This window comes from Streptomyces sp. NPDC093544 (assembly GCF_040683495.1).
In the GTDB taxonomy this organism is placed as follows: domain Bacteria; phylum Actinomycetota; class Actinomycetes; order Streptomycetales; family Streptomycetaceae; genus Streptomyces.
The window spans coordinates 16,061-42,452 of record NZ_JBFBEA010000040.1 but is presented as its reverse complement, the minus strand read 5'-3'; the positions used below and the strand labels follow the sequence as shown (position 1 = coordinate 42,452).

32 protein-coding genes and 1 pseudogene are annotated in these 26,392 nt (G+C 68.6%); 15 read left to right on the top strand and 18 right to left on the bottom strand.

The window, feature by feature from the left end; all coding sequences use genetic code 11:
* Nucleotides 1-32 precede the first annotated feature (32 nt).
* Together bla and AB0N66_RS38775 are read right to left on the bottom strand one after the other, a co-directional pair.
* Nucleotides 33-806: a class A beta-lactamase gene (gene bla / locus AB0N66_RS38780; RefSeq protein WP_365444393.1), complete on the bottom strand. Its 774-nt coding sequence runs from the start codon at nucleotides 804-806 to the stop codon at nucleotides 33-35.
* Nucleotides 807-1,035: 229 nt separating this feature from the next.
* Entirely contained in the window at nucleotides 1,036-2,028 is a 993-nt protein-coding gene (locus tag AB0N66_RS38775) for an AsnC family transcriptional regulator (RefSeq protein WP_365444347.1), read from the bottom strand.
* 182 nt (nucleotides 2,029-2,210) lie between these two features.
* On the opposite strand from AB0N66_RS38775, the gene AB0N66_RS38770 reads away from it, so the two are divergent.
* From AB0N66_RS38770 to AB0N66_RS38755, 4 genes are all read left to right on the top strand, one after another.
* Nucleotides 2,211-3,080 carry an oxidoreductase gene (locus AB0N66_RS38770; RefSeq protein WP_365444344.1) on the top strand — a complete coding sequence of 290 codons (870 nt, stop codon included), beginning with the start codon at nucleotides 2,211-2,213 and terminating at the stop codon, nucleotides 3,078-3,080.
* 68 nt (nucleotides 3,081-3,148) lie between these two features.
* Nucleotides 3,149-3,703, top strand: coding sequence for an NADPH-dependent FMN reductase (locus AB0N66_RS38765; protein ID WP_365444341.1), 555 nt, complete (start codon nucleotides 3,149-3,151; stop codon nucleotides 3,701-3,703).
* Complete coding sequence (locus AB0N66_RS38760) at nucleotides 3,700-3,828, top strand: hypothetical protein (protein ID WP_365444338.1); 129 nt, start codon at nucleotides 3,700-3,702, stop codon at nucleotides 3,826-3,828. Before AB0N66_RS38765 ends, AB0N66_RS38760 begins: the two co-directional genes overlap by 4 nt.
* 384 nt (nucleotides 3,829-4,212) lie before the next feature.
* Complete coding sequence (locus AB0N66_RS38755) at nucleotides 4,213-4,890, top strand: methyltransferase (protein WP_365444335.1); 678 nt, start codon at nucleotides 4,213-4,215, stop codon at nucleotides 4,888-4,890.
* Here AB0N66_RS38755 and AB0N66_RS38750 read toward each other — a convergent pair.
* Genes AB0N66_RS38750 through AB0N66_RS38740 form a run of 3 tightly spaced genes read right to left on the bottom strand, consistent with a single transcriptional unit; the run spans nucleotide 4,887 to nucleotide 6,171 of the window.
* Nucleotides 4,887-5,123 (bottom strand): DUF397 domain-containing protein, encoded by a 237-nt coding sequence (locus AB0N66_RS38750; protein WP_365444333.1) that lies wholly within the window; start codon nucleotides 5,121-5,123, stop codon nucleotides 4,887-4,889. The genes AB0N66_RS38755 and AB0N66_RS38750 overlap by 4 nt on opposite strands.
* Nucleotides 5,116-5,307, bottom strand: a complete 192-nt coding sequence (locus AB0N66_RS38745) for a DUF397 domain-containing protein (RefSeq protein WP_365444330.1) — start codon at nucleotides 5,305-5,307, stop codon at nucleotides 5,116-5,118. The genes AB0N66_RS38750 and AB0N66_RS38745 overlap by 8 nt, the downstream gene beginning before the upstream one ends.
* Nucleotides 5,308-5,316: 9 nt before the next feature.
* On the bottom strand, nucleotides 5,317-6,171 hold the full coding sequence (locus tag AB0N66_RS38740) for a DUF5753 domain-containing protein (RefSeq protein WP_365444327.1): 855 nt from the start codon (nucleotides 6,169-6,171) through the stop codon (nucleotides 5,317-5,319).
* 192 nt (nucleotides 6,172-6,363) lie between these two features.
* Here AB0N66_RS38740 and AB0N66_RS38735 point away from each other — a divergent pair, with 192 nt between their 5' ends.
* Nucleotides 6,364-6,795: an ATP-binding protein gene (locus tag AB0N66_RS38735; RefSeq protein ID WP_365444324.1), complete on the top strand. Its 432-nt coding sequence runs from the start codon at nucleotides 6,364-6,366 to the stop codon at nucleotides 6,793-6,795.
* On the opposite strand, the gene AB0N66_RS38730 is transcribed toward AB0N66_RS38735, so the two are convergent.
* The 4 genes from AB0N66_RS38730 to AB0N66_RS38715 are packed head-to-tail and all read right to left on the bottom strand — an operon-like array spanning nucleotide 6,792 to nucleotide 10,484.
* Nucleotides 6,792-8,021 (bottom strand): ABC transporter permease, encoded by a 1,230-nt coding sequence (locus AB0N66_RS38730; protein ID WP_365444321.1) that lies wholly within the window; start codon nucleotides 8,019-8,021, stop codon nucleotides 6,792-6,794. The genes AB0N66_RS38735 and AB0N66_RS38730 overlap by 4 nt on opposite strands.
* Nucleotides 8,018-8,731 carry an ABC transporter ATP-binding protein gene (locus AB0N66_RS38725; RefSeq protein WP_365444318.1) on the bottom strand — a complete coding sequence of 238 codons (714 nt, stop codon included), beginning with the start codon at nucleotides 8,729-8,731 and terminating at the stop codon, nucleotides 8,018-8,020. The genes AB0N66_RS38730 and AB0N66_RS38725 overlap by 4 nt, the downstream gene beginning before the upstream one ends.
* Nucleotides 8,728-9,945 (bottom strand): peptidoglycan-binding domain-containing protein, encoded by a 1,218-nt coding sequence (locus tag AB0N66_RS38720; RefSeq protein WP_365444315.1) that lies wholly within the window; start codon nucleotides 9,943-9,945, stop codon nucleotides 8,728-8,730. Before AB0N66_RS38720 ends, AB0N66_RS38725 begins: the two co-directional genes overlap by 4 nt.
* Nucleotides 9,942-10,484, bottom strand: a complete 543-nt coding sequence (locus AB0N66_RS38715; protein ID WP_365444312.1) for a hypothetical protein — start codon at nucleotides 10,482-10,484, stop codon at nucleotides 9,942-9,944. Before AB0N66_RS38715 ends, AB0N66_RS38720 begins: the two co-directional genes overlap by 4 nt.
* Before the next feature lie 154 nt (nucleotides 10,485-10,638).
* Here AB0N66_RS38715 and AB0N66_RS38710 point away from each other — a divergent pair, with 154 nt between their 5' ends.
* The 5 genes from AB0N66_RS38710 to AB0N66_RS38690 all read left to right on the top strand — a co-directional run bounded on the left by AB0N66_RS38710 (nucleotide 10,639) and on the right by AB0N66_RS38690 (nucleotide 14,412).
* On the top strand, nucleotides 10,639-11,295 hold the full coding sequence (locus tag AB0N66_RS38710; protein ID WP_365444309.1) for a response regulator transcription factor: 657 nt from the start codon (nucleotides 10,639-10,641) through the stop codon (nucleotides 11,293-11,295).
* An 11-nt stretch (nucleotides 11,296-11,306) separates the two neighbouring features.
* Nucleotides 11,307-12,488: an ATP-binding protein gene (locus tag AB0N66_RS38705; RefSeq protein WP_365444306.1), complete on the top strand. Its 1,182-nt coding sequence runs from the start codon at nucleotides 11,307-11,309 to the stop codon at nucleotides 12,486-12,488.
* A gap of 61 nt (nucleotides 12,489-12,549) precedes the next feature.
* Nucleotides 12,550-12,981, top strand: coding sequence for a LuxR C-terminal-related transcriptional regulator (locus AB0N66_RS38700; RefSeq protein ID WP_365444303.1), 432 nt, complete (start codon nucleotides 12,550-12,552; stop codon nucleotides 12,979-12,981).
* Between the two features lie 40 nt (nucleotides 12,982-13,021).
* On the top strand, nucleotides 13,022-13,435 hold the full coding sequence (locus AB0N66_RS38695) for a peptidase inhibitor family I36 protein (RefSeq protein ID WP_365444301.1): 414 nt from the start codon (nucleotides 13,022-13,024) through the stop codon (nucleotides 13,433-13,435).
* 53 nt (nucleotides 13,436-13,488) lie between these two features.
* On the top strand, nucleotides 13,489-14,412 hold the full coding sequence (locus AB0N66_RS38690) for a hypothetical protein (RefSeq protein WP_365444298.1): 924 nt from the start codon (nucleotides 13,489-13,491) through the stop codon (nucleotides 14,410-14,412).
* A gap of 101 nt (nucleotides 14,413-14,513) precedes the next feature.
* Here AB0N66_RS38690 and AB0N66_RS38685 read toward each other — a convergent pair whose 3' ends face one another.
* Nucleotides 14,514-15,260 (bottom strand): methyltransferase domain-containing protein, encoded by a 747-nt coding sequence (locus AB0N66_RS38685; protein ID WP_365444295.1) that lies wholly within the window; start codon nucleotides 15,258-15,260, stop codon nucleotides 14,514-14,516.
* A gap of 375 nt (nucleotides 15,261-15,635) precedes the next feature.
* The gene (locus AB0N66_RS38680; RefSeq protein WP_365444292.1) at nucleotides 15,636-16,280 is read right to left on the bottom strand and encodes a TetR-like C-terminal domain-containing protein; all 645 of its coding nucleotides are present in this window, start codon (nucleotides 16,278-16,280) and stop codon (nucleotides 15,636-15,638) included.
* 136 nt (nucleotides 16,281-16,416) lie between these two features.
* Between AB0N66_RS38680 and AB0N66_RS38675 the strand changes: the two genes are divergently transcribed.
* Nucleotides 16,417-17,460, top strand: a complete 1,044-nt coding sequence (locus tag AB0N66_RS38675; protein WP_365444289.1) for a hypothetical protein — start codon at nucleotides 16,417-16,419, stop codon at nucleotides 17,458-17,460.
* A gap of 5 nt (nucleotides 17,461-17,465) precedes the next feature.
* Here AB0N66_RS38675 and AB0N66_RS38670 read toward each other — a convergent pair.
* Nucleotides 17,466-17,633: pseudogene (locus AB0N66_RS38670) on the bottom strand (IS1380 family transposase); the annotation flags it as partial.
* Between the two features lie 285 nt (nucleotides 17,634-17,918).
* On the opposite strand from AB0N66_RS38670, the gene AB0N66_RS38665 reads away from it, so the two are divergent.
* On the top strand, nucleotides 17,919-18,926 hold the full coding sequence (locus AB0N66_RS38665) for a bifunctional lytic transglycosylase/C40 family peptidase (RefSeq protein ID WP_365444390.1): 1,008 nt from the start codon (nucleotides 17,919-17,921) through the stop codon (nucleotides 18,924-18,926).
* Between the two features lie 193 nt (nucleotides 18,927-19,119).
* Nucleotides 19,120-19,821, top strand: coding sequence for a phosphatase PAP2 family protein (locus AB0N66_RS38660; protein ID WP_365444286.1), 702 nt, complete (start codon nucleotides 19,120-19,122; stop codon nucleotides 19,819-19,821).
* Between the two features lie 27 nt (nucleotides 19,822-19,848).
* Here the strand turns inward: AB0N66_RS38660 and AB0N66_RS38655 are convergent, their stop codons facing one another.
* The 3 genes from AB0N66_RS38655 to AB0N66_RS38645 form a co-directional block, all read right to left on the bottom strand.
* A complete protein-coding gene (locus AB0N66_RS38655) occupies nucleotides 19,849-21,414 on the bottom strand; it encodes an FAD-binding oxidoreductase (RefSeq protein ID WP_365444283.1) in 1,566 nt (521 codons plus the stop codon).
* Nucleotides 21,415-21,628: 214 nt separating this feature from the next.
* Complete coding sequence (locus tag AB0N66_RS38650; protein WP_365444280.1) at nucleotides 21,629-22,627, bottom strand: inorganic phosphate transporter; 999 nt, start codon at nucleotides 22,625-22,627, stop codon at nucleotides 21,629-21,631.
* 7 nt (nucleotides 22,628-22,634) lie between these two features.
* Nucleotides 22,635-23,255, bottom strand: coding sequence for a DUF47 family protein (locus AB0N66_RS38645; protein ID WP_266459195.1), 621 nt, complete (start codon nucleotides 23,253-23,255; stop codon nucleotides 22,635-22,637).
* A 290-nt stretch (nucleotides 23,256-23,545) separates the two neighbouring features.
* Between AB0N66_RS38645 and AB0N66_RS38640 the strand changes: the two genes are divergently transcribed.
* Nucleotides 23,546-23,905 (top strand): metal-sensitive transcriptional regulator, encoded by a 360-nt coding sequence (locus tag AB0N66_RS38640; protein WP_365444277.1) that lies wholly within the window; start codon nucleotides 23,546-23,548, stop codon nucleotides 23,903-23,905.
* An 87-nt stretch (nucleotides 23,906-23,992) separates the two neighbouring features.
* Here AB0N66_RS38640 and AB0N66_RS38635 read toward each other — a convergent pair whose 3' ends face one another.
* Entirely contained in the window at nucleotides 23,993-24,196 is a 204-nt protein-coding gene (locus AB0N66_RS38635) for a hypothetical protein (RefSeq protein WP_365444274.1), read from the bottom strand.
* A gap of 123 nt (nucleotides 24,197-24,319) precedes the next feature.
* A complete protein-coding gene (locus tag AB0N66_RS38630; protein WP_365444387.1) occupies nucleotides 24,320-25,099 on the bottom strand; it encodes a hypothetical protein in 780 nt (259 codons plus the stop codon).
* Between the two features lie 210 nt (nucleotides 25,100-25,309).
* Here AB0N66_RS38630 and AB0N66_RS38625 point away from each other — a divergent pair, with 210 nt between their 5' ends.
* Nucleotides 25,310-25,471, top strand: coding sequence for a hypothetical protein (locus AB0N66_RS38625; protein WP_365444271.1), 162 nt, complete (start codon nucleotides 25,310-25,312; stop codon nucleotides 25,469-25,471).
* 111 nt (nucleotides 25,472-25,582) lie between these two features.
* On the opposite strand, the gene pstB is transcribed toward AB0N66_RS38625, so the two are convergent.
* On the bottom strand, nucleotides 25,583-26,359 hold the full coding sequence (pstB, locus tag AB0N66_RS38620; protein WP_365444268.1) for a phosphate ABC transporter ATP-binding protein PstB: 777 nt from the start codon (nucleotides 26,357-26,359) through the stop codon (nucleotides 25,583-25,585).
* Nucleotides 26,360-26,392: the final 33 nt, after the last annotated feature.

Sequence of the window (26,392 nt, the reverse complement as noted above, 5' to 3'; positions counted from 1 at the left end):
AACGGGCGGCCATACCGTCCCGGTGGTCCGCGTCAGCTCACGGCATCTGCCAGGACCGTGGCTGTCTTCGCGACCAGTGGGTTGTCCGCGGTGGCGGCCGGGTCGGGCTTGGTGGTCAGCACGGCCACGACGATCGGGGTGCCGTCCGGGGTCCAGGCGATTCCCACGTCGTTGGCTGTCCCGTACTGGCCCGTGCCGGTCTTGTCGGCGACTGTCCAGCCCTGGGGGAGGCCCTTGCGCAGGCGTTCGCCGCCGGTCGTGTTGCCGAGGAGCCAGGTCGTCAGGCGGGTGCGGTCCTCGTCGTTCAGGGCGTTGCCGAGTACGAGCCGTGCGTACGTGTGGGCGATGGCACCCGGAGTGGTCGTGTCCTCCAACCGCCCCGGCTCCGCCGAGTTCAGGGCCGGCTCCCAGCGGTCCAGGCGGGTCTTCGGGTCCCCGAGCGACCGGCTGAAGCGGCTCACTGCCGTGGGGCCGCCGAGTTCGTGGAGCAGGAGATTGGCGGCGGCGTTGTCGCTGTAGCGGATCGCGGCGTCGGACAGTTCCTCGATGGTCAGGCCGGAGGCGATGTTCTCCGGCTTGACGGTCACTGCCCCGCCTCCGGCCGCCTCCACGTCCGCCGCCGTGTAGTGGATGCGCTTGGCGAGCGTCTCCCCGTGCCGGTCCAGGTCCCGCAGCACGGCCGCGACCGCCAGCGTCTTGAACACCGAACACATCGGGAAGAGCTCCTCCGCCCGGTACCGCACGGTCGCCTTTGTCCCCAGGTTGTGGGCGAACGCGCCGATCCTGGCTCCGTGTTGCTCTTCCAGTTCCCGCAGGCTGGCGTGTGCGGTGTTCCGGGTACGGGGGGCTGCGTGCGCCGGGTTCCCTGTGAGCGCGAGTGCGGTTGTCGCGGTGGCCGTGGTGAGCAGGGTCCGGCGCGTTGTCCTTGAGCCTAGGATTTCTGGTCTCCGGTTCTTCAGCCTTTGGTTGCGGTGACGGAGACGATGTCCGTGGCGATCATGGTTCCACCGCCCGCGCTGATTCGCCGTGGGTGGGTCACGCCGTGGTGAGGCGGCCGTGGTGGACGCGGGTGCCTGCTTGTTTGACGCGGTGCAGGACCGGGACGATGTCGGCCTGGGTGACAGCCAGCAGGGCGCCGACCTTGCCGGTGACGTAGGCGTAGAGGTCGTCCATGCTGCGGCAGGTGACGGTGACCAGGAGGTTCGCCGAACCGGTGACGGCGGCGGCGAAGGTGGTCTCGGGATGGCGGGACAGCGCCTCTCCTGTGGTCGTCAACTGGCCGGGGGCGACGGTGAGCCAGAGGTAGGCCGTGGCGTGGAACCCGAACTGGGCGTACGCGAGGTCGACGGCCAGGCGCAGGGCCCGTCCGTGGAGCAGTTCCTCCAGGCGCGATGAGACGCGGGCCTTGGACCAGCCGGTCGCGCGTGCCAGTTCCACCACGCTGGTACGCCCGTCGCGGGCCAGTTCAGCCAGCAACGGGGCGTCTGTCTCGTTCAGGGTTCCGGTGCGCGGGCTGCGCTCGGGGTCCAGGTCGGTGGCGTCCTCATGGTGGTGCAAGGCGGCGAGTTCGGCGGGGGTGAGGGGTTCGTCGAAGGCGCGCCATTTGGCGCCGGCGCCGAGATGTATGTGCAGGACGGCGTAGGCGTGGAAGCCCAGGACCTTGGCGGTACGGGGCAGGCTCTGCAGGACGGAGCCGTGTGGCCGGGCGGGGTCGCTGCGGGTCTGGCAGACGATTTCGGAGCCGCCGGAGGTGACGCTGACGTAGGAGGTGTCCTCGCGGGCGGCCAGGGCGTCGGCGAGGGCGTCGGTGGCATCGGGGCGGCACTCGACCCGTACGAACCAGGTCTGCTCGCGGGAGCCGCCGTGTCCTGGCAAGCCGCGAACGCGGACCGTGCCCTCGGCGATCAGGGCCCGGTAGCGGCGTGCCACGGTCTGCTCCGAGACGCCCGCGACCTGTGCGATGCGGCGGAAAGACGCGCGCCCGTCCTGTAGCAGGCACTGCACGATGCGCCGGTCCGTCTGATCCATGACGGAAGTATAAGTCTCCCGCATCCACTTCTTTGGAGGTTCAGCACGCTTTTGGCCTGCTCGACTGTTGGGTCGGTGATCGCGGCGGCAGTGTTGACACCGAGGCCCGTGCGCCTCGGCCGATGGCGGGAACACCTCGCCCCGGACCTTCCCCCGACTGAGTTCTCAGCAAGGAGTTCGCGATGAGCGACGTACATCCCGGAGGCACCCTGCGCCTGTCCGAGACCCTGACCGTTTCCCGCGTCGGCTACGGCGCCCTCCAACTGGCCGGGCCGATGGCCTACGGGCCGCCGCGCGACCGCGTCGAAGCCCTGGCCGTCCTGCGCGCCGTGGTGGAGGCGGGGGTCACGCATCTGGACACCAGCGACTACTACGGTCCGTACCTGGTGAACGGACTGATTCGTGAGGCCCTGTACCCCTATCCCGAGGGTCTGCATATCGCCACCAAGGTCGGGGCGCGCCGCACCGCGGAGCGAGGGTGGCCCGCGGCGCTGTCGCGGCCGGAGCTGGTCCAGGCCGTCCACGACAACCTGGACCACCTGGGTCTGGAGGCACTGGACCTGGTGAACCTGCGGATGACCGACACCCTGGAGGCGGCCGACATCGTCGAGCCGTTCACAGTGCTGTCCGAGCTCCGCGACCAGGGCCTGATCCGCAACCTGGGGGTCAGCAACGTCAGCGCCGAGCAGGTCAAGGCCGCCCAGCAGATCGCGCCGGTCGTCGCCGTACAGAACCACTACAACGTCGCCTTCCGTCAGGACGACGAACTCGTGGACCGGTGCGCCGAGCAGGGCATCGCGTTCGTGCCGTTCTGGCCGTTGGGCGGGTTCCGGCCGCTGCAGGCCGAGGCACTGGAACAGGTCGCGGCCGACCTCGGTGCCACACCGCGTCAGATCGCTCTGGCGTGGCTGCTGCACCGCTCTCCCACGATGCTGCTGATCCCCGGCACCTCGACCCGTGCCCACCTCACGCAGAACATCGCCGCCGCCATGATCGACCTGCCCGTGCGGGCGCTGCACACCCTGAACGCCATCGCCGACCCCGCCCGCTGACCCCCCGCCGCCGCGTCTGCCCCGTGCCCTGGCCTTGTACTTCCTTTCCTCTCATGGAGTTTGCTGTCATGTCACAAGCACCTGTCCGTCACCGCACGCTGGTCCTGTCCGGGAGTCTGCGCACCGGGGCCGTGACCACCCAGGTCGCCCACGCGGCCCTGGCCCAGGAGCTCACCGGGCACGAGGTGGTCCTGCACACCGGGCTGGACCAACTGCCCCTGTACAACGAGGACCTGGACACCGACCCCGCCTTGCCCGTCGTGGCCGCCCTGCGGGCCCAGGTCGCCTCCGCCGACAGCCTGCTGGTCCTGAGCCCGGTCAACAACGCCAGCATCTCGGCCGCCCTGAAGAACGCCCTCGACTGGCTCTCCCGTCCCCGCAACGACGCCCCCCTCGCCGGCAAGCCTGTCACCGGCCTGGTCACCGGCTACCACTCCCACGGCGCGGAAGACCACCTGGAGGCGATCCTTCACGCCACCGGCGCCCTCAGCGTCCCTGCCCCGATCCCCGTGCTGAACCTGCGTACCGTCAACGGGAATCAGGCCGCCTATGACCCGCGGGTCATCACCGCCGTGACGCAGGCCCTTGCCGCCCTGCACCTTCCCGATCCGGCGGTGGCATGACCCGCCTCGCCGCCACCCTCCACGACCTGATCCTCGACAACCTCATCCTGTGTACGGAGCGGGCTCACGGCAACGACGTCGGAGCCCTGCGGACCACCGTCAGTCGCGACCGGCGGCGCGAGTAGTTCGTCCTCCACACGCCGAACGAGGGCACGTAGAAGTTCTTGCCGAACGCGGGTGGGCGGGCGGCCCGAAGACGGGAGTCGCTGCCGCCCGGCTCCAGCGGCGAGCGGCCGGCGCCCCCGCCCCCGCCCCGGGGCTCAGCAACCTGGGCTGCCCGTAGGGCCGTTGCCCATTCCGCACGCAGCGCGGTGAATCCTCCTGCGATGCGCTCCGCCGGTGACGCGATGCCGTTCCTTGGCCGTCTCCGGCCGGACAGCGGGCACCAGGCCCCTCCGCCATTGACCGGCCCGGCTCTTTTTCGGCTTTCGTCACAGGCGTACTGCCGCCGGACATTCACCAGCTTCAACCCACCGTGATTCATCAGCAAGGCGAAGGTGCCCCCCGTGATGACCCCCACCGCATCAGCCGCTCTCGCAGAAGCCCTGGCTTTTCTCCGGCAGTTCTCCCGCACCGCGAAAATGACGGGATCCGTCGCGCCCAGCGGAGCCGCCCTCTCCCGTGCTCTCACCCGCCACATCCACCCCGGCACCCCACACCATCCGCGTGCCGTACTGGAAGTCGGACCGGGAACCGGAGCCGTCACCCGCCACCTCGCCCCCCGCCTGGGACCCCACGACACACTCGAACTCATCGAGGCCAACGGCCCGTTCGTCGACCACCTCACCACAGCCCTCCAGCACGACCTGCGACTGGCCGCCATCGCCCACCGCACCCGCCTGCACCACGGCCTCATCCAGGACCAGAAACTCGGCCACTACGACAACATCGTCTGCGGACTCCCCTTCGCCAACTTCCCACCCCCACAGATCGAAGCCGTCCTCGGCCAACTCCTGTCCTCACTCCGACCCGGAGGCCGCCTCTCCTTCTTCACCTACCTCGGAGGCCGCGCCATCCAACACCTCAACCCCCGCCAGGCCCTCTCCCGCCACGTACTGCGCGAGGCGATAGCCCCCCACGTGGTAGGCAGCGAGATCGTCCTCTCCAACCTGCCCCCCGCCTACGTCCACCACCTCCTCGCCCCCGCCCCAGTCACCTGCCACTGCGGAGCACTGGACAACCCTTAGGCGTCTTCCGCCTCCAGCCCCTCTACGAAGTGGTCGAACTCGCCTGCCTGTACGCCCAGTACGAACGCGTCCCACTTCTTCTGGGTGGTCGTGACGACGTTCTCCGGGTCGCTGGTTTCCCGGATGTAGACCAGGTCGTTGTCGCCGAAGGCGAGTTCGATCCAGGGGCCGGGGCCGGTCGCGTCGTCCGGGGCGGCGCGGACCCAGTCCAGGTTCGGGGGGATGTCAGCCACGGGGCGGTTCCTTGTGCTTGAGGGTCTGGAGGAGGGTGCGGAAAGTGGCGGGGGCGGCGGTGAGTATGGATTCGGTGGGGTCGCTGGATTCGGTGAGATGTATTCGGGCTTCGGTTGCGGCGACGTGCAGGCAGGACTCTCCTTCGCCGCAGTAAGAGGACTTCTGCCAGGGAGTGGTGAGCACATCTACCTTTCAGAGGGTCTGGATGATGGTGTGGATGAGGGCTCGGGACTCGACTTCGATCAGGCTGAGGGCCGTCAGACGGTCGAAGATCGTGCGGTACTTGTCGAGTTGGGCCTCGGCGTCCAGGAGGACGATGCCGTGCGACTGATCGAGCTGGACGGTGTCGAGCTGCGGTACGGCTCCGTGTACGTAGTAGATGGGCTGTCCCGACCCGGGGTACCCGCCTGCGTCGAACGGGATGACCAGGATCGAGATGTTGGGATGCTCGCCCATCTTGAGCAAATGCTTGAGCTGCTGCCGGGCGATCTCACGGCCGCCGAACCTCATGTGCAGGGCCGCCTCGTGGATGATCGCCTGGTACGGGATCATCGGCTTCCCGTGGAAGAGGACCGCCTGCCGCTTGATGCGGAACGAAGTGCGGTGCTCCACCTCTGGGGGTGGTAGCTCCGGGACGACCTGCTGGAAGACCTCGCGGGCGTGATCCGTCGTCTGGAGCAGGCCAGGGATGCCTGAGGTGTGGGCGGTGCGCAACGCGTGCCCATGGCGCTCCAATTCGGCCAGGTCCAGCAACCCCGCGGGCAGAATGTTCCGGTACTCCTCCCACCAGCCGCGCTTGCGCTCGCCGGTCATCCCGGCGATGGCCTCCACCAGGTTCTTGTCCGGGCACTCGTACTGGCAGGCCAGGGTGCGTACGCGTTCCGCGCTCACGCCGAGCCGTCCGGTCTCCATGTTGCTGACCTGGGCCTGCTTCATTCCCAGGAGCTGGGCGGCCTGCGTTGACGACAGTCGCGTGCGCTCACGCAGTCTGCGCAGTTCGGCACCGAAGCGCAGTTGACGTGCCGTTGGGTTGGTCCTCACGGGCATCGCCGTCGTTCCTCCGTGCTGTCTGGTCACTCACACGAGTGGTTGCAGTAATTATCGTCCGGAACGGGATGAAGAATATATCCGTCACCGCTACTTTGGTCCCAGGCGCCTCTGCTCAGAAGAACCCCGCTCGACGGAGCGGCACCGTCACTAAGCGACCACCCAACTCCCCTCCGTGATCGGAGACTTCCGATGGCAACCGTATCCCCGTCCTGGGCCTACACCCTTCAACTCCCGCACGATCCCCGTGCCCCCGGCATCGCCCGAGCCACCCTCCGTACCATCCTGACCGCGCACGACCTCACCGAACTCACCCTCACCGCCGAACTGTTGGCCTCCGAGCTGCTCACCAACGCCCACCTGCACACCCGGGGTCCGTACGCCCTGCGCCTGTTCGCCGCCGAGCCCGACCGGCTTCGTATCGCGGTCTGGGACACCGATCCGACCGTCCCGCCGGGCTTTGCGGAGAAGGACGCCCCCGCCCTCGTACCCCCGGAAGACGCGGAACGCGGGCGCGGCCTGCACCTCGTACGTGCCTGCGCGGACGCGTGGGGCGTGTCCGCGCTGCGGGAGCTGGGGGCTTCGAAGGGCGGGAAGCTGCTGTGGGCGGAATGCGGGGGCTAGGCCAGCGCCTCGGTCGGAGACAGACGTGACGCCCGTACGGCTGGGTAGAGGCCTGCGATCGCGCCGATCAGCAGGGTCGCTCCGGCGCCGCCGGACATGGCCCACAGGGGGACGACCGTGGGCCAGTCCTGCGTGGTCGCGTAGGCCGTGGTCACGCCGATGCCCAGGAGGAGGCCTCCGGCGCCGCCGAGCGCGGACAGCAGGAGGGACTCGGCAAGGAACTGGAGCCGGATTTGTCCGCGGGTGGCGCCCAGTGCGCGGCGCAGGCCTATCTCGGGGCGCCGTTCCAGCACGGAGATCACCATGGTGTTGGCCACCCCGATGCCGCCGACCAGCAGCGCCACCGCACCGAGCCCGAGCAGTAGCGCGCCGAGTGTGGAGTCGGCGGCGCGCTGGGCGGCGAGCGCGTCCGACGGCCTGGAGACCTGGACCTCGGCCGGCGCCTCGGGGTTGACGGTGGCCGCCAGCACGGTCCGTACGGCTTCGACGGAAGGCTCGGCGGATCGCACGTACAGCTCGGTGGGGTGGCCGTCGAAGGAGAGGAACTGCTGGGCGGCGGGCCAGCCGACCATCGCGGAACTGTCCAACTCGTCCGCCAGCGGGACCGGTTCGAGGATCCCGGTGACGCCGAACCACTGGTTCCCCAGCCACACCCGCGTCCCGGGCTCACGGATGTCCAGCCGTCGTGCGGCCGCCGCCCCGAGCACCACCCCCGGATAGCGCGCGGTCGCCTCGTTGAGCCATACCCCTGTGCGCATGTGGCTGCCGACCGCCGTCGGCAGGCCGGGCTGGACCGCCACCACTTCGATACTGCCGGTCTGCCCGGCGGGAATGTGGTCGTTGCGGTAGACGTGTGCCGTGACCCGGCCGACGGCGGCGACCGAGTGCACGGGGCCGATGCGGCCGACCATCGTGACCGATTCCTCGGGGAGTCGGGCGGCGTCACCGAACATGGTGCTGCCCGGTTCGACGGTGAGGAGATTGGTGCCGAGCCGGTCCAGCGTGCGGTTCAGGTCGGCCCGGCTGGAGGTCGAGATACCGACGACGGCCAGCATGGCGGCGATGCCGATGGCGATCCCGAGCGCGGACAGCACGGCCCGCAGCGGACGGGCGCGCAGTCCCGCCGCGCCGACGCGGGCCACATCGGTGGCGCCCAGCCGCGCGGGGACGAGTTCCGTACGCGGGTCCGTACCCGTTTCCGTCTGCCTTTCCGTGCGCGCACTCATGACCTGCTGCCCTTCGCCCTGCCGTCACGGACGTGCACTTGACGTGGTAGTTCCGCCGCGATCTCCCGGTCATGGGTGATGACGACGACCGTTGTCCCGGCCGCGTGCAGGTCTCGCAGTACCTGCATCACCGCCTCGCCGGCCGACGAGTCGAGGTTGCCGGTCGGCTCGTCGGCGAGCAGCAGCGCCGGTGACCCGACGACCGCACGGGCGATCGCCACGCGCTGCCGCTCCCCGCCGGAGAGCTGGTGCGGCAGGTGGTCGAGCCGGTGGTCGAGCCGTACGCGTTCCAGCGCCTCGGCCGCCTCCCGTCTGCGCTCGCGCAGCGGTACGCCCGCGTAGAGCAGACCGTCGGCGACGTTGTCCAGTACGGGCACTCCGGCGGCGAGATGGAACTGCTGGAAGACGAAGCCGATGCGCCGGGCTCGCAGTGCCGACACCTTGCGGTCCGAAAGCCCGGCGATGTCGTGCCCGGCGATGCGGACCGTGCCGGCGGAGGGTCGGTCGAGCGTGCCGACGATGTGCAGCAGTGTGGACTTGCCGGAACCGGACGGGCCGACGATGCCCAGCAGCTCGCCGTACTCGATGGCGAGGTCGACGTCCCGCAGTGCGACGACCCCGCCGGGATAGGACTTGGACACGCCCTTCAGCTCGACCACCCTTGTCCCGATCGGCGGGCTCACCGGGCTCACCGGGCTCGTTGAGGTCATCCGGGTATCCCCACGCGCTGCCCCGCGCTGATGCCGGATCCGCTCACCTCGACCCAGCCGTCGGCGAAGAGGCCGGTGCGTACGGCGACGATGGCGGTGTGTGTGCCGGCCACCGTCTCCAGCCCGTAGCCGCCCTCGGCCAGGGCGAGCAGCGCCGCGACCGGAACGGCCAGCACGTCCTTGCGGGTCTCGACGGTGTGGCGGACGTCGACCGGCGTCGTTTCCAGGCTGCCGAGCGCCGACTGACGGGCGACGGTGACGGTGACCGGCACGGTGGCGGTGTCCGTGCCGGTGGCCGGATCGTCGCCCTGGCCGCCCTCGCCGGAGGCCTGAGCCGCGGTGGCGTCCGTACCCACGCTGAAGACCGTCCCCGCAACGGTCTTCCCGCCCGGCAGGGCGACCGTCACCTTCGTCCCCTTGACCGCCCAGGCGGTGTCGGCCGCGCGGACGTCGACGGTGACCACCTTGGTCGTGGCGGTGCGGGTCAGCATCTCCCCGGTGGCGGACGCCCCGACCTTGGCGGAGTGCGAGGCGATCCGTACCGGACCGGCGGCGTATACGACCTGGTCGATGCCGACCTTTCCGGTCCGCGGCAGGCCGAGGTCCTTCTGCCAGCGTTTCACCGCCTTCGCCGTCAGGTCGGTGAACTCCTGATCGACGGTGAAGCCTTCGTAACCGAGCTCCCGCAGATTCCGCTCGAACTGTTCGACGTCCGGGCCGTTGGTCGCCGGGGTGCCGACAGCCGGTTCCGGCTGGGTGGCCTCCGAGGGTGCCGTGCCGGTGCCCTCGGTGCCCGAGCCGGTCTCCGGCTCCGGTGGAGTCGGCGGAGGAGCCGGGACGGCCGCCGTGAGAGTGCGGTACATGGGCAGGGCTCCGTACAGGAGAACCACCGGCTTGTTGTCCGCCCGCAGCAGCACACCGCCTCGGCCGATCGTCTTTCCCACGGCGGGCAGCCAGGTCAGAGTGCCCGTCGCCCTGGACTCCACGGACGTGGCGGCCCCGTACCCGAGTCTGCCCGCAACGGTGGTCTCGTCGACGAGGGTCCGGCGGGTGATGGTGGCTGTCTTCCCGGGGGTGTCCGCCGCCTTGTCCGTACCGGCCGGGGACGACCCGCCGAAGCCAAGGGCCGCTGCGGCGACCGAGGCGGCGACGGCTGCCACCAGGACCACGGTCAGGATCGTGCCCCGGCGGCGCCGGACCGAGCGCGTGCTCATCCCCCGCGCACCCCGCTCGAACTGGGCGAGGGCAGGACGTTGCGGCATTCCGCGAGCGCCGACTCGAACGTGGCGTCCGTCTTGAGCTGTCGCGCCAGTTCGTCGTCGAGGACCGACTCCCCGGTCCGGGGATCGGGGTCGGGGTAGTCCTTCACTCCGTGCTCACGGATGCAGGCCGCGTACTCCCGGCGCTTCTCGAGGTCTTCGGGCGACACCTGCGGCACGTCGGTGGCAGCAGCCTCGGGCTGGAGGTTCCGGCACTTCTCGGACGCTTGGAGAATCGTCGTCTGCGGAGTCTTTTCCTTGTCCACCTCTAGCGTCCCGTCGGCGCCCTGCGTCATCGTCACGCCCGCGTCCTTGAGGCAGTTCGCGTACTTCTGGGCCTGCTGGGCCGCGTCGCCGCCGGACTGGCTCGCGCTCCCGGCGGACTGGGCGGTCGCCACGCCCGGATCGTCACCGCCGCCGCCACAGCCGGTGATGCCGAAAACCAGCGCGGTCAGCGGTACTGCGGCCAACATGGTCAATCGGATTCTGGTCATCTGCGGCTCCCTCCCGTTTGCCGACCGCCATCACAGCGCCTGCCATGTAAGCCAGTTGTGAGGGAAAATCCTTATGAGCGGCTTACACAGGGCCCGGCAGCATGACCCGTCCACGGGAGCGGGGACCTGGCCCGTCCACGGGAGCGGGGGGACTGTGCGCGTACTCGTCGTCGAGGATGAGGTGCTGCTGGCCGACGCCATTGCCGAGGGTCTGCGCCAGGAGGCCCTGGCGGTGGATATCGCCTATGACGGCGCCGCCGCCCTGGAACGGATGGGTGTCAACGAGTACGACGTCCTCGTCCTGGACCGGGACCTGCCACGCGTGCACGGCGACGAGGTCTGCCGTCAGGTTGTCGCGGCGGGCTGGGACACCCGGATCCTGATGCTGACGGTCTCCGGTGAGATCGCCGACCGGGTCTCCGGGCTGTCCCTCGGCGCGGACGACTATCTCGTCAAGCCGTTCGCCTTCGCCGAACTCGTCGCCCGGGTAAGGGCGTTGGGCCGCCGGGCCCGTCCCGCCTCGCCGCCGGTGCTCGCACGCACGGGGATCTCACTCGATCCCGGCCGCCGGGAGGTCTTCCGTGACGGCCACTACGTATCGCTGTCGAAGAAGGAGTTCGCCGTACTGGAGGAGCTGCTGCGCGCCGGAGGAACGGTCGTCAGTACGGAACAGCTTCTGGAGCGGGCCTGGGACGAGAACATCGACCCGTTCACCAACGTGGTGCGGGTGGCCGTCATGACGCTGCGCCGCAAGCTCGGTGATCCGCCCGTGGTGGAAACCGTCCCTGGAATCGGATACCGCATACCGTGAACTCCCGTGCTGTGAACCCGCGTGCTGTGAACCCCCGCCACTGGACCATCCGCGTCCGGCTGACCCTCTTGTACGGCGGGCTGGTCATCCTGACCGGTGCCACTCTGCTGGTCGTGATCTATCTGCTGCTCGACAGGATCATCGACCGGCAGAGCATCGATGTCCGCTCGCTCTACTCCCCTGCATCGGGGCAGACGTCCGAGGAGTTCGAGACAGCGGTCAAGCCGCAGGTGGCGGCGGCGACCGAGCAACTGCGCGGCGATTTCAGGGAACGCACGCTCAACCCCCTGCTCAGCAACGGCGGTCAGGCTCTGGCGGCCCTCGCGGGGGGCGGGCTGGGCATTGGGTGGGTCGTTTCCGGCCGAGTGCTCCGCCCGATCAGCCAGATCACCTCCACGGCGAGGCGGGTCGCGGACCGCAGTCTGCACGAGCGGATCGGGCTGACAGGCCCCAAGGACGAACTCCGGGAACTCGCCGACACCTTCGACGACATGCTGTCCCGGCTCGACTCCGCCTTCGACGGGCAGCGGCGCTTCGTCGCCAACGCCTCCCACGAGCTGAAGACCCCGCTGGTGATCAACCGGACGCTGATCGAGGTCGCCATGGGGCGGCCCGGTTCCCCGCCCGAGGTGGCCAGACTCGGTGAGACCCTGCTGGAGGTCAACGCTCGCCACGAACGGATGATCGACGGTCTGCTCACTCTGGCTCGCTCCCAGCACGCCGTCGTCGATCCGGTCCCCTTCGACCTCGCCGACGTGGTGAAGCGCGCCGCCGACACCATCGGACCGGAGGCCGAGCGGGCCGAGGTCACCCTGACGGTGCTGGCCGGGTCGGCAAAGGTCAAGGGCGACCCCGTGCTCCTGGAACGGGCCGCGCAGAACCTGCTGCAGAACGCGGTCCGGTACAACACGGCGGACGGCTGGGTGCGTGCCGCGGTGACGTGCGAGAACGGACAGGCGCTGCTCACCGTGGAGAACACCGGTCCCGGTATCGCCGACTACGAGGTCCCCGGGCTCTTCGAACCCTTCCGCCGTCTCACCGACCGCGTGGGCTCCGCCCATGGCACCGGTCTCGGCCTTTCGATCGTCCGTTCCGTGGCCCGCATGCACGGTGGGGACGCGACCGCGGTGTCCGGTGCGGGAGGTGGCCTGGTCGTCGTCGTCACGCTGCCGGCACACGGCGGTATTGGCTGACTTCATGCACAGGAAACAATTAGGTCCCGGAACTCTGTGCTCCGGGAGTACAGTCGATTGAGTGACGCAGTATCACAGAGATGCCCAAGAGGCAAAGCAACATCATTCCGGGGATCGCGCTACAGGGGGGCGTGGCTTCACGAACAAGATCGATCGTTGCCAGACCTGTGAATTGATCAGTGCTCATCCAGAAATCAGACTCGCCACCAGCCTCAACGCCGCATTACCAAGAGTCGTTTTACTGAGCAACCGCGAAATGGACGTATTCCATCTGCTCTCCGGCGGGTTGTCCAATCGTGAACTCTCCAGGGCTCTGCACATCACCGAGCGCACTGCCAAGGCGCACGTGGCCAGCATCGTACAGAAGCTTTCGGTCGACTCGCGTCTGCAGGCCTGCATGGTATCCGGGGCATTTCACGCAAAGAACTGTCCCGAAGGACAATGGCAACCCGCTCCGCCGCCTGATGAGATGACCAGTGTCCGGTCTTCCTGACCGGACCGCGTCAGATATTCCAACAGGCTTCTGGAGAATCATGCGTAGTGGAACCAGACAGCAGCTGCGGCGGCTCGTGGTGACCGGTGTGGCCGTGGCCGCCCTGGGCACCGCGGGCATCGCCACCGCCGGATCGGCATCCGCCGCCACCGGCAAGAACGGCGTGGTGGAGGTCGGCGAGTTCGGCCTGTACTACGTCACCGGATCGAGCGGCACGGTCTTTGACCTGTTCGTCTCGGACACGAACTTCAGCGGTGACGTGTTCCCGGGCACCAGCATCTCGGCCAACGACAACACCGAGTCGTACCGGAACCGCGACTCGCTCACCTGGTACGTGTACACCAACGCCTCGGCGGGTGGCTCGGAAGGGTGGCTCGACCCGGGCTACGTCGGCAACGCGTCGACGACATTCAAGAACAAGATTTCCTCGGCGTACTACTACGACGCCAACTGATAGTCCACGGTGAACGCTGCTCTGCCCATTGCAGTTGGGCAGAGCAGCGCTCCATGGAATTCTACCGAAGCGTGTCGGAGTTCACGATGCCTACGCACGAACGCCGCTTTTTCCTGCGTCCCGCACTGAGCCTGGCAGGTGTATTTTCCGCCCTTCTCGCGATCAGCGGCTGTGTTTCCGCCGCCAGCGGAACGGAAAGCTCGGAGCCGGACATCGGAAAGCCTCTCACAACGCTCTCGACCAAGGATCTTCGGCTTCCGCTGGAATCCTATCTTCCCACGGCCGGACAAGTGCGCGAGTTCGACCGTGCGCGGCTCGTTCTTGTCAACCGGTGCATGCAGCGCTTCGCGTTTTCCTACAAGGTCGATGTGCCGGCCGTCGAGGGATCCACGGATTCCAACAGTCGCAGATACGGAATTACGGATTCAAGCCTCGCGGCAAAAAAGGGATACGGCCTGGCTACCGATGCCGAAGCTCACCCGGCGACTCCCGAACTCGGAGCGGACGAGCAGACCGTCCTCTACGGGGAGGGCGCCTCCAGCCTCGACGGCAGGGCCGTGCCCGAGGGCGGATGCCTCGGCGAGGCCAGTCGCGGACTCGACGCGCACTCGCCCAAGGGCGCCGACTTCACTCTGACCCAACAGCTCGCTTTCACCTCTTTCAAGCAGGCCCAGGAGGACTCCCGGGTGCGCAAGGTCGTCAAGGCCTGGTCGGACTGCATGGCAGAGCAGGGCTACCACTACGCGAACCCCCTCGCGCCGCTCTCCGACCCGAAGCTCGGTGACGGCACCGGCGCCGATGCCATCAGGACCGCCCGTGTCGACCTCGACTGCAAGACGCGTACCAACCTGGTGGGGGTCTCGTTCACGGTGGAATCCGCCTACCAGCAGCGGCTCATCAAGCAGAGTGCGGAACTGGTGAAAGCCACCAAGGAAGCACGCGATGCACGGCTCCGCGTCGCGGACTCGCTCGTCTAGGCCGTGAGCCCGGTCTCGGCCGTGGGCCCGGCTCTAGGCGGTGGGCCCGGCTCTAGGCAGTGAGCCCCGGCACCGTGGTGCCGGGGCTCACTGAAGGTGCGTCAGTGGTTCATCAGGGCGAAGACACCCCAGCCCAGGTACTCGCGCTGGTAGCGGGTGTGGCGGGCGGGGCCGGTGGTGAGTTCCGCGCGCATTTCGGGGGCCAGTCCGTCGTCGGGGTTCGCGTCCAGCCAGCGGCGGATGTTGAGCCACTGGGCGGCCGCATAGCGGTCCCAGCTGTCCTGGTCGGCGAGGACCATCTCGACCACGTCGCAGCCGAGTTCGCCGAACTGTTCGAGCAGCTCCGGCAGAGGGAGGAAGTCCTCCTTGGCGGAGGCGTGGCAGGCCTCGACGGTGGTCTGGTCCGGGGGGTCGATGCGCCAGTACGGCTCGCCGATCAGGATGGTGCCGCCGGGGGCGAGGCTGCGCCGGAGGAGTTCGACCGTGCCGGCCGCGCCACCGCCGATCCAGGTGGCGCCGATGCACGCGGCGATGCCGACCGGTTCGTCGGCGACGTGGCCCGACGCGTCTGCGTGGGTGAAGTCGACCCGGTCGGCCACACTCAGCTCGACGGCTCGGGCGCGGGCGCCTGCGAGGAACACGGTGCTGATGTCCACGCCGGTGCCGGTCAGTTGGTGGTCGCGTGCCCAAGTGCACAGCATTTCGCCCGTGCCGCAGGCGAGATCGAGCATGCGGGTCCCCGGCGGTGGGCTGAGCGCCTCGCCCAGGGTGGCCAGCTTCTCGCTGGTGAACGGGTTGTGGATGCGATGTCCGCTCTCGCGGATGGTGAAGCTACGTGGAAGATCCACTTCTGGGATTCCTTCGGTCCAAGGTGCTTGCGATGGTCGCGATGGCTGCTGTGGGCGGCCGGTGGAACTCGGTCGCGCCTGCCTGGACCGTCATCAAACGCACCTCTTCGGAAGCATCAACGTGTGGACCGGCCGAGGTTAGGACCGTCGGGCCGGTCACGTCCATCGGTTATAGCCTCCGCGATCGACGCACTGTCCTGGCCATGCCGTCGGACGAGGACCTGCGTGCGGGCGGGCGGAGCGACCTGGCCCTGGAATGGGCGCTTGAGCTGGGCCTGATCGTGGTGTCGGTGGAGTACCGGCGCGCCTTCCGGTCGACGGCTCGGCCCTGGTGGAGACCTCCTCGACCGCCGATGCCCGATCGGCTTGCCGCGGTCAGGGCGATTGGGTGCCGGGCAGCAGGAGAGGGAGAAGTACCTCGTCCACGATGCTGATGATCGTCTCGTCGCTCACCTCGCCGTGGATCAGGACATCGTGGCGGAGCAGGTCCAGGGGGAGCCTGAGCACACGGGAGGCCGGACGGTCGGGGCCGATCTCCCCTCGGGCGACAGCGCGGTCGAGCAGTGCGGTCGTCAGTTCCTCCTGGCGCAGGGTTCTGGCGAACTGCGTGCGGACGAGGGCGGAGAGTCTCGGGTCGCGGGCGGTCTCGGACATGAGGCCCCAGAACACTTCCGCGCCGACGTCGACGAACCTGCGGGCGAACCGCTGGAGCAGGGCGATGAGATCGGAGCGGAGGGACCCGTTGTCGGGCAGGTCATCGGCGCGGAGGTGGGAATCGCTCAGGGCGGCGATGACGAGTTCGGCGCGGGTGGGCCAGCGGCGGTGGAGTACCGGCCTGCTGGTGCGGGCTCGGGCCGCGACGGCTTCGACGGTGAGACCTACGTATCCCGTCTCGGTGAGTTCATCGAGCGCCGCGCGGAGGATGGCCTGTTCGAGCTCTCTGCCCCGGCGACGCGTGACGGTCTTGCCCTCTGTCCGCGCGGTGGGCGCGAGCTGACGGGGAGCGGGCGGTTGCCGCACCGAGGCCTCCTAAGAGCGGTTGTGCATCTTATGTGGTTCACTCTGACATGGCACTCGAAGATGCGACGTGCATCTTATATTCGCCGAATCGCGAGCCGACTCTGCGCTCACCTCACCACAGATCAAAGGAGGACCGGTGTCTGTATCTCCGTCCCAGGACCAGGCTCCGCCGTCCGGCGACTGGCGCCGTCCCGCCATAGTCGTCGTCGGGCTGGTCGCACTCTTCGTCGCCATGTTGTCGGCCTTCGCCCTGCCGCCACTCCACCTGAAGCCGCGAGACATCCCCCTCGCCGTCGCCGGACCGAGCGGGCCTGCCGAGCAACTCCGCCATCAGCTTCAGGAGCAGCAGCCTGGCGCTTTCGACATCTCCATGGTCGGCAACGCCCAGGAGGCCAAGGACCGCATCCTGGACCGTGACGTGTACGGTGCCATCGTCACCGACGGCACCGGCACCACCGTGCTGGTCGCCTCCGCCGCCAGCCCGGCGGTCGCCAATACGCTCAAGACCCTCGCCACCCAACTGGGCGAGGCGCAGGGAGCGGCCGTCCCGGTCGACGACGTACGGCCACTGCCGTCGGACGACCCCACGGGCGCCGGACTCGCCGCGGGCGCGCTGCCTCTCGCGCTGGGCGGCTGGATCGGCGCGGTCGTGCTGCTGGCCGCTGTCCCCCGGCCGCGTCAGCGCGCCGTCGCCGCCTTCGGCTTCGCCATCTCCGGGGCGCTGGCCCTCACGGCCCTGATGCAGTACGGATTCGGCTCACTGGACGGCAACTACTGGCTGACCAGCGCCGGCGCGGCCTTCGGTATCGCCGCCACGGCATGGACGATCCTCGGCCTGCGCACCGCGTTGGGCAACGCCGGCCTGGGTCTGGGTGCCGTGACCCTGATCTTCCTCGGCAATCCTCTGTCGGGCCTGAACAGTGCGCCCGAACTGCTCCCGTCCGGTTGGGGAACCCTGGGCCAGCTCCTGCCACCGGGCGCCACCGGCACCCTGCTGCGCTCGCTCGCATTCTTCGACGGCGCCGGCTCCGCGCGGCCCCTGACCGTCCTCGCCTGCTGGCTGGCCGGAGGACTTGCCCTGTACGTCGTAGGGCTACGACGCGCCCGGAACCGAGTGGTGGCCCCCACCTCCGCCGACAGCGAGAACAGGGCCGTCAAGGAGTCGGCGCCTGCCGTCTGACCACCCAGATCCGCGATGGCCTCGCCTCCGTCGGCGAGCATCACCGCCAGGTTGGTGGCGGTCCGGCCTGGAATATGTCCGGTCCCGCGCGGCCGAAGCGGGCTGAGGGCGGCGGAGTACGCGGCGGTCAGCCCGGTGGCATCGGCTGGATCCGCCGGCAACCGTGCCCCGGCACGCACTTTCGTGTTTCCGCCTCACCACCCGCCGTACCCAACCGAAACGGCGAGGCCGGAAGATCGCTGGAAGGAGCGGGAGTTCGCGCCGACGTGCAGGTTCCGGTCATGCGCCTGCGCCCCATTTGGCGCGTAACCGCCTTGCAAGGCAGAGGGGTTGCCGCAGGGCGGGTTCGGCAGAGGGGCGGGGTCGCCACGTGCGGTTTCTCCTTGCGCGTGATCATCCCGTCGCACAGTGCCCGCCTCTACACTGACCTCGGCGGACTCCCGGGCGGTGAGGGGCGGTTGACGGTGCGTAAGGCATGGGTCGTGGCGATCGCCGCCGTCGGGGGCGGGCTCAGCTTCGTGATGGTGCTCGTCGTCGGTGTCTACCTGGTCGCGGGGAACCTCGCGGGCGGGGTCGGCGGAGGGGCCATCACGCTCGCCAAGGGCGCCGTGCCGGCCGCGTACCAGACGCTCGTACAGAAGTGGGGCAATCTGTGCACCGCCATCAACCCGGCGCTGCTGGCTGCGCAGCTGTATCAGGAGAGCGGATTCAATCCGACCGCCCAGAGTCCGGCGGCGGCACAGGGGATAGCGCAATTCATCCCGGGAACCTGGGCCACCCACGGAATCGACGGGGACGGTGACGGCGACCGCGACGTATGGGATCCGAATGACGCGATTCCGTCTGCCGCTTCGTACGACTGCGAGCTCGCCTCGTACGTGAAGGACGCGCCCGGGGACCCGACGCACAACATGCTCGCCGCCTACAACGCGGGGGCGTACGCGGTCATCAAGTACGGGGGCGTACCGCCGTACAAGGAGACCCAGAACTACGTGAAGACGATCACCACGCTGCAGGCGAGTTTCGCCGCGCCGGTGACCCGGGTCGACCCCTCCAAGCAGGCCGCGGCGGCCATCTCGTACGCCCAGGAGAAGCTCGGCACGCCCTACCTGTGGGGCGGGAACGGTACCGCTGACCAGGGCGGACGCTTCGACTGCTCGGGACTGACGAAGGCCGCGTACGAGAGTGTCGGGGTCACGCTTCCGCGGGTCGCCAACGATCAGTACAACGCCGGTCCGCACCCCGCGCGGGAAGAGCTGATGCCGGGGGATCTGGTGTTCTTCTCGGACGACCTGAACGACTCCCGGGCCATCCGGCACGTGGGCATCTACGTGGGCGGCGGATACATGATCGACGCGCCGAGGACGGGTGCCGTCATCCGCTTCGACCCCGTCGACACCCCCGACTACTTCGGAGCCACGCGCGTGACCGAAGATGGCGCGAAAGCATTGCCCACGACGGTCTGAACGTGCCCTCTGAGCTGCGACGATGTATCTCTCTTCGATAACGTATGAGTGATCATTCGGTGGAGGGTGGAACGTATATCAGGGGAGTGTGCGTTCCTTTTCTCGTAGAGCGGATCTACGACCACGGGGGTGGGACAGAGCGCCGCACGAAAGGCTGCGCGCGCGGGAAAGACGACGAAGGGGCCACAGCACCATGGCTGGACTCGCCGAATCCGGTTCCAACCCCGACGTCAACCTGCTCTACGACATCAACGGCCTGGCCAAGAAGGCGCCGCAGTGGTTCGACCGCGGTGTCGAGTTCGTGGGTGAATACGGGCTGTTGATCGCGATGGTTCTGCTGGCGGCCGCGTGCTGGTGGGCCGTGCGGCGGCGGGGCGGCGAGGATGCCGCGTCGTCCGTGGCCGCGGTGATCTGGGCGCCGTTGGCCGCCGCGATCGCCGTGCTGGTGAACGTGCCGATACGGGGTTTCGTGCAGCGGCCCAGACCCTTCGTCGACCACCAGGACCTGGACGTACTGGTGTCCGGCAAGAACGACTACTCCTTCGTCAGCGACCACGCGACGCTCACCATGGCGGTCGCGGTCGGACTCTTCGTCGCCCACCGGAAGTTCGGGCTGATCGGCATAGGGCTCGCGCTGGTCGAGGGGTTCTGCCGGGTCTACATGGGCGTGCACTACCCGACGGACGTGATCGGCGGCTTCGCCCTCGGCACGGCGGTCGCACTCCTGCTGTCCCCGCTCGCCATGCTGCTGCTGACGCCTTTGACCAAGGCTGTGGAGGGGTCGGCGCGGGTCGGAGGGCTGATCCGGGCGCGCGGAGGGGCCTTGGCCGGGGAGGAAGCGGTGATCTCGGGGGTACAGGTGGAGCGGCCCGAGGATCGGGATCTGGCTGCGTAGCTCACCGTGTAGCTCCTCGCGTGCTGTTCAAAGCGCCTGCGGGAACGTGAAGACGCGGTTCGGGTCGTACAGCCTTTTCAGGGTGGTCAGGCGCGGGGCCGCGTCGCCGTAGTACGCCTTGCGCCAGTTGGTGAGGGTGGGGTCCGCGTAGTTCTGGTAGGCGGCGCCCGAGGCGTAGGGGGACATGGCCTTGTGGGCGGTCGACAGCCAGGACTGGGCGGTCGTGCCGGTGGTGCCGGCCTTCCAGGAGACGATGTACTGGGCGAGCATCCGCGAGCGGCGGTGGACGAAGGCCGTGGAGGTGGGCGAGACGCGGTTGATCGCGCCACCGAGTGCCGTCAGAGCGATGCTCCCAGCGCTGCCTCGGACCGTGGAGAGCTGGTTCAGGAGGGTCTGGACACCGGCCGAGGACAGCGAGCGGTCGAAGAAGTCCGAGCGTGCGGCGTACGTCTCGCGGCCCAGCGCGCCCTGCGAGGAGCGGCCCGGGGTCGAGCCCGGGAGGTGACACTGGGCGTCGCTGGAGAAGGACGAGCAGCCCGCGTACACCTCCATCGAGTCCTCGTACGACCGCCGCTTCAGCGAGACGCTGGTCGCGGAGGCGCCGATCGCGCCGGCCAGGCGGTCCACGGCATTCTGGAGTTCGCCGTACGTGCCGAGGGAGAACGCCGCTATGGAGATCGTGGGGGTGCCGCCGGGTGCGTTCGCGAGGTGGCACGAGGACCAGATCTCGTCGGGCTGCGTCGGGCCCCACTCCTGCCAGGCCTTGACCACGGCGGCGGCCTTGGACCAGGGCCAGGTCATGTAGGCGGATACGGCCTGGGGCGCGGGGTGGGTCTTGTAGCGGAGCTCGGTGACGATGCCGAAGTTGCCGTTGCCTGCGCCGCGCAGGGCCCAGAAGAGGTCCTTGTGGTCGGTGGCGTTCGTGGTGAGCTGCTTGCCGTCGGCCATGATCAGCGTCGCCTGCGTGAGGCTGTCGCAGGTCAGGCCGTACGCGCGGGAGACCACGCCGTGGCCGCCGCCCAGGGTCAGGCCCGAGACGCCGACGGTGGGGCAGGAGCCGGCGGGGATCGTGACGCCCTTCGCGGAAAGGGCCCGGTAGACGTCGATCAGTTTGGAACCGGCGCCCACCACCGCCTCGTTGGCGCTCGCCCGGATCTGGTTCAGCTTCGATACGTCGATGACCAGGCGGTCGTTTCCGGAGGACCAGCCGCCGTAGGAGTGGCCGCCGTTGCGGATCGAGATCTTGATGGCGTGGGCGCGGGCGTAGGCCATGGTGGTGCGGATGTCGTCGGCGTTGGCGACGTAGGCGACGGCGGTGGGCTTCAGGGTGTCGAAGCGGGTGTTGTAGAGCTGGTGGGCGGCCGGCCAGGTGGCGTCGCCCGGGCGGATCAGGGTGCCGTCCAGGTCGCCGGCCAGGGCGGTCCAGTTTGCGGCGGCTTTGGTGCTGGTGGTGGTTGTGCGGAGGGGGGTGCTGGTTGCTTTGGTCGCGGTGCTGTTGCCGGCGCTGCCTGTGCCTGTGCTCCTGCACGCGGTTGTGGCTGCTGCCGCCGCGAGTGTGGCGGCCGCCCCGCCTATGAACATACGCCGTTGCATGTGCGCCTCCCCGTTGGTTCTGTGGGAGGAGACGAGTCCCCAGGGTTGGGGGTTCCACTTACGGCGGGTCTGCGGGTTGGGTGGGGCTGGGGTGGGGTTTTTCGCCCCCTCCGCCCCTTCCCGTCCCTTGTTCCTGGGTGGGGCTCCGCCCCAGACCCCGCTCCTCAAACGCCGGAGGGGCTGAATCTCTCCCCGGCCGACGCTAAAAATGTCCCTACAGGAACGCCAGGTTCACGATCCAGAAGCTCAACGCCGCTACCAGCGCCGCCGCCGGCATCGTGATGAACCAGCCCAGGATGATGTTCTTGGCGATTCCCCAGCGGACGGCTTTGAGGCGCTTGGTTGCGCCGACGCCCATGATGGCGGAGGTGATGACGTGGGTCGTGGAGATGGGGGCCTTGAAGAGGTACGCCGAGGCGAACATGATCGACGCGCCGGTTGTCTCCGCGGCGAAGCCCTGGGGAGGGTCGAGTTCGATGATCTTGCGGCCCAGCGTGCGCATGATGCGCCAGCCGCCCGCGTACGTGCCGAGCGACAGCATCACGGCGCAGACGATCTTCACCCAGACCGGGATCGGATCGCCCGAGTCCTGTACGTCGGCGATGACCAGGGCCATCACCACGATGCCCATGGTCTTCTGGGCGTCCTGGAGGCCATGGCCCAGGGCCATACCCGCGGCCGAGACGGTCTGTGCGATGCGGAATCCGCGCTTGGTCTTGTGCGGGTTGGAGCGGCGGAACAGCCACATGATCGCGGTCATCACCAGGTAGCCGACGATCAGGCCGACGACCGGGGAGATGAACATCGGGATCACGATCTTCTCCAGCACGCCGTGCCAGTAGACCGTTGTCCCGCCGGCGAGCGCCGCGCCCACCATGCCGCCGAACAGGGCGTGGGAAGAGGAGGACGGCAGACCGAAGTACCAGGTGACCAGGTTCCAGGTGATCGCGCCGACGAGGGCCGCGAAGAGGATTCCCATGCCCTTCGAACCCTCGGGCGTCTCGATCAGGCCCTCGCTGACCGTCTTGGCGACACCGCTGCCGAGGAAGGCGCCCGCGAGGTTCATGACCGCGGCCATGGCGAGCGCCGCCCGCGGCGTGAGTGCCCGCGTCGACACGGAGGTCGCGATCGCGTTCGCCGAGTCGTGGAAGCCGTTCGTGTATGTGAATCCGAGCGCGACGCCAATGGTCACGATCAGGGCGAAGGTGTCCATGAAGAGGTCAGGACTCCTTGACGGCGATGGTCTCCACCGTGTTCGCCACGTGCTCGAACGCGTCGGCCGCTTCCTCCAGCACGTCCACGATCTGCTTGAGCTTGAGCACGTCCATGGCGTCGTACTTGCCGTTGAAGAGCTGAGCGAGCAGCTTGCGGTGGATCTGGTCGGCCTGGTTCTCCAGGCGGTTGACCTCGATCCAGTACTCCGTGAGGTTGTCCATGGTGCGGAGGTTCGGCATGGCCTCCGCCGTCAGCTCGGCCGCCCTGGCCAGCACCTCGATCTGCTGCTCCACACCCTTGGGGAGCTCCTCGACCTGGTACAGCACGACCAGGTCGACGGCCTCCTCCATGAAGTCCATGATGTCGTCCAGGGACGAGGCCAGGTTGTAGATGTCCTCGCGGTCGAACGGCGTGATGAACGAGGAGTTCAACTGGTGGAAGATGGCGTGCGTGGCGTCGTCACCGGCGTGTTCCGCGGCCCGCATACGCTCTGCGATCTCGGTCCGGCCGGAGGCGTCGGCCCCGAGCAGTTCCATGAGGAGTTTCGAGCCCGTGACGATGTTGTCCGCGGATGCGGAGAACATGTCGTAGAAGCTCGTCTCCCTGGGGGTCAGACGAAAGCGCACGTGGGGTCCTCGGGGTGCTTCGGTTTCGGTCAGGCTGATGCTAGGCGCATCATCCGGCCACGGCTAATGGGCCGTCTCCCAGTGTCGCCCATCAGGCACAGTGATCAGCACAGGGTCCGGTCCCGGCATCGGGCAAGGGCCCTATACCCAGCAAAGTTCGATACCATATACCTACCAGGGGTATATGTATGCGGCGAACCGGACGGGATCTCGACAAGGGCCTCCGGAATATCCCCCGAGGTGCCCCACGGGCCCTCCGGGACCGCCGACAGGATCATCAGGAGGACGCGATGACGACCACCGAGGCCGGCGCGACGGCGCCCTCCGGCGAACCCCCGCAGCAGGTCGTGACCGACCACGACCGGGGTATCCACGGCTACCACCACCAGAAGGACGAGCACCTCAAGCGGCTGCGTCGGATCGAGGGCCAGATCCGCGGCCTGCAGCGGATGGTCGACGAGGACGTCTACTGCATCGACATACTCACCCAGGTCTCCGCCTCCACGAAGGCCCTGCAGTCCTTCGCCCTCCAGCTCCTGGAGGAGCACCTGCGCCACTGCGTCGCGGACGCGGCCGTCAAGGGCGGCGCCGAGATCGACGCGAAGGTCGAGGAAGCGACGAAGGCGATCGGGCGACTGCTGCGTACGTGACGCACATCCCTGGATGTGACATACATCCCTGTACGCGGGTGGGAACGGCGTCGCGGGACCGGGCTACACCCGGCTGGCCGGAATGGGCTACAGGTTCATGCCCCGCGGCTGCTGACGCTCACGCTCATGGGCGCGCGCTTCGGCCACTTTCAGCACCTCGTCGATGCTCTCAAGGCTGAGCCGGTCCTCGTGAGCGGCCGAGGCCGCGATGATCAGGTCTCCGCACAGCTCGATCTCGGCGAGGGCCACGTGGTCCTGAACTGCCGTACCGCCGACCGGAGCCACGTACATCACCTCTTCCTGCCGTCACCGACTTCCTAGAGTAGGTAGCGGCCTACACACCGCGCATGGCACGGAAGGGCCATTTCCGGCCCCCAACTGTCCTACGTCCGCCCCTGCCCATGACGGCGCTTCCTACTCCGCGATTTTCCCGGCGAAGATGTCCGCGGACTCCGGGAGCAGTACGTCGGCGGCGACCCCGAAGTCGTACAGCAAGGTCGTCGAGGCGACGGCGACGGTGCCCTTCTGCGAGCCGTTGACGAAGCTGAAGCGGTGGCGGACCTTGCGCAGGCGTCCCTGGTCGTCGAGGTAGGCGTCGAACGGCACCTGGGCGGTCGCGAACCCTTTCGCCGCGGCCTTCAGCGCGTCCCGGTTGCCCTCCGACGCGCTCTTCGCGGCGACATCGAGGTCGGCCGTGCCGCGGTAGTGCCGCACCGGGGTTCCGGCGACCTCGGTCCTCCCGACGTACGTCGCCGACCGTGCCCCGCGCAGCAACTCGGCCGCCGCGTACGGATCGGTGGCGCCGCCCGTCACCAGGTTCCCGTCGGAGAGGGTGGCCGTCTCGACGCGGACCCACTTGTCGGCGGGGACACCGGCACCGCGGTTCTTCATGAACAGGGCGCCCGGGGCGAGGAGTTCGGTGATGGGCCGGTGTTCGGCGGCACCCGCGGGATCCTGCGGCAGCTGCACCTTCAGCCGGCCCCGCTGCTGCTCGAAGTCGTACACGCCCTCGCCCCGGATGGTGACCCGGGTCCCGCCGGTTGCCATCTCCATGGACGTACGGGTCTGCGCGCTGCCCGCCCGCCGCAGGGTGGCGGCGGCCTGGTGGAGCACCTCGACGGTGTCGGCACCGGCGCGGGCGTCCTCCGCGACGCCGGCGCCGTCCGAGCATCCGGTGACAGAGACACAGACCATGAGTCCGGTCGCCGCGGCCGTGGCCGCGGTGGCCAATCGGCCGGGCCGCCCGTCCTCCACTCGCGCCACCCTTTGCGCCACCATCGCCTGCTGACCCCCAGCCGGTTCGTCCCGGGGCTCTCGGCCTCCCCGTCGTTCCGCTTAACGACGTGTGGGGGTGCTTGTCACGCGTCTGAGTGCCGTTCACTTGCCTTGGGTAACGTTGTCAACGTGGCACAGCAGGAAGAGACCGCCCAGGCCCAGGAACACCACACGACAACGGTCGAGCAGGGCCGTTTCTGCTTTGCCCGCTGCTCCTGCGGCTGGCGTGGCCCGGCGCGAAGAGCGCGCAGCCTGGCCCGTACGGACGCGGAGGGGCATCCGCAGAGGTAAGAACGCGGTGAGAAACGAGGCGGGCCCGCCCCTGGAAGCCAGGGGCGGGCCCTTCTCGTCCTCGCGGTGGCACCGCCATGCAGCACCGCGAGGGGTTCTGGAGGCCGTGGCTCAGCCGAAGCGGCCCGAGATGTAGTCCTCGGTGGCCTGGACCGACGGGTTGGAGAAGATGCGCTCCGTGTCGTCTATCTCGATGAGCCTGCCGGGCTGGCCGACCGCCGACAGGTTGAAGAAGGCGGTGCGGTCGGAGACGCGGGCGGCCTGCTGCATGTTGTGCGTCACGATGACGATCGTGAAGCGCTCCTTCAGCTCGCCGATCAGGTCCTCGATCGCGAGGGTGGAGATCGGGTCCAGGGCCGAGCACGGCTCGTCCATGAGGAGCACCTGCGGCTCCACCGCGATCGCCCGCGCGATGCACAGACGCTGCTGCTGGCCGCCGGACAGGCCCGAGCCGGGCTTGTTCAGGCGGTCCTTGACCTCGTTCCAGAGGTTGGCGCCCTTGAGGGACTTCTCCACGACCTCGTTCAGCTCGGACTTCTTGTAGGAGCCGTTGAGCTTCAGGCCCGCCGCCACGTTGTCGAAGATCGACATGGTGGGGAACGGGTTGGGACGCTGGAAGACCATGCCGATCGTGCGGCGCACGGCGACGGGGTCGACGCCGTGCCCGTACAGGTCCTCGTCGTCCAGGAGCACCTTGCCCTCGACGCGGCCACCGGGGGTGACCTCGTGCATGCGGTTCAGGGTGCGCAGGAAGGTCGACTTGCCGCAGCCGGAGGGGCCGATGAAGGCCGTCACGGAGCGCGGCTCGACCGTCATGGAGATGTCTTCGATCGCCTTGTGGGCGCTGTAGTAAGCGGTGAGTCCGCTTACGTCGATTCGCTTGGCCATTTCACTCACTGCTTCTTTCGAGGGGGAGACGTC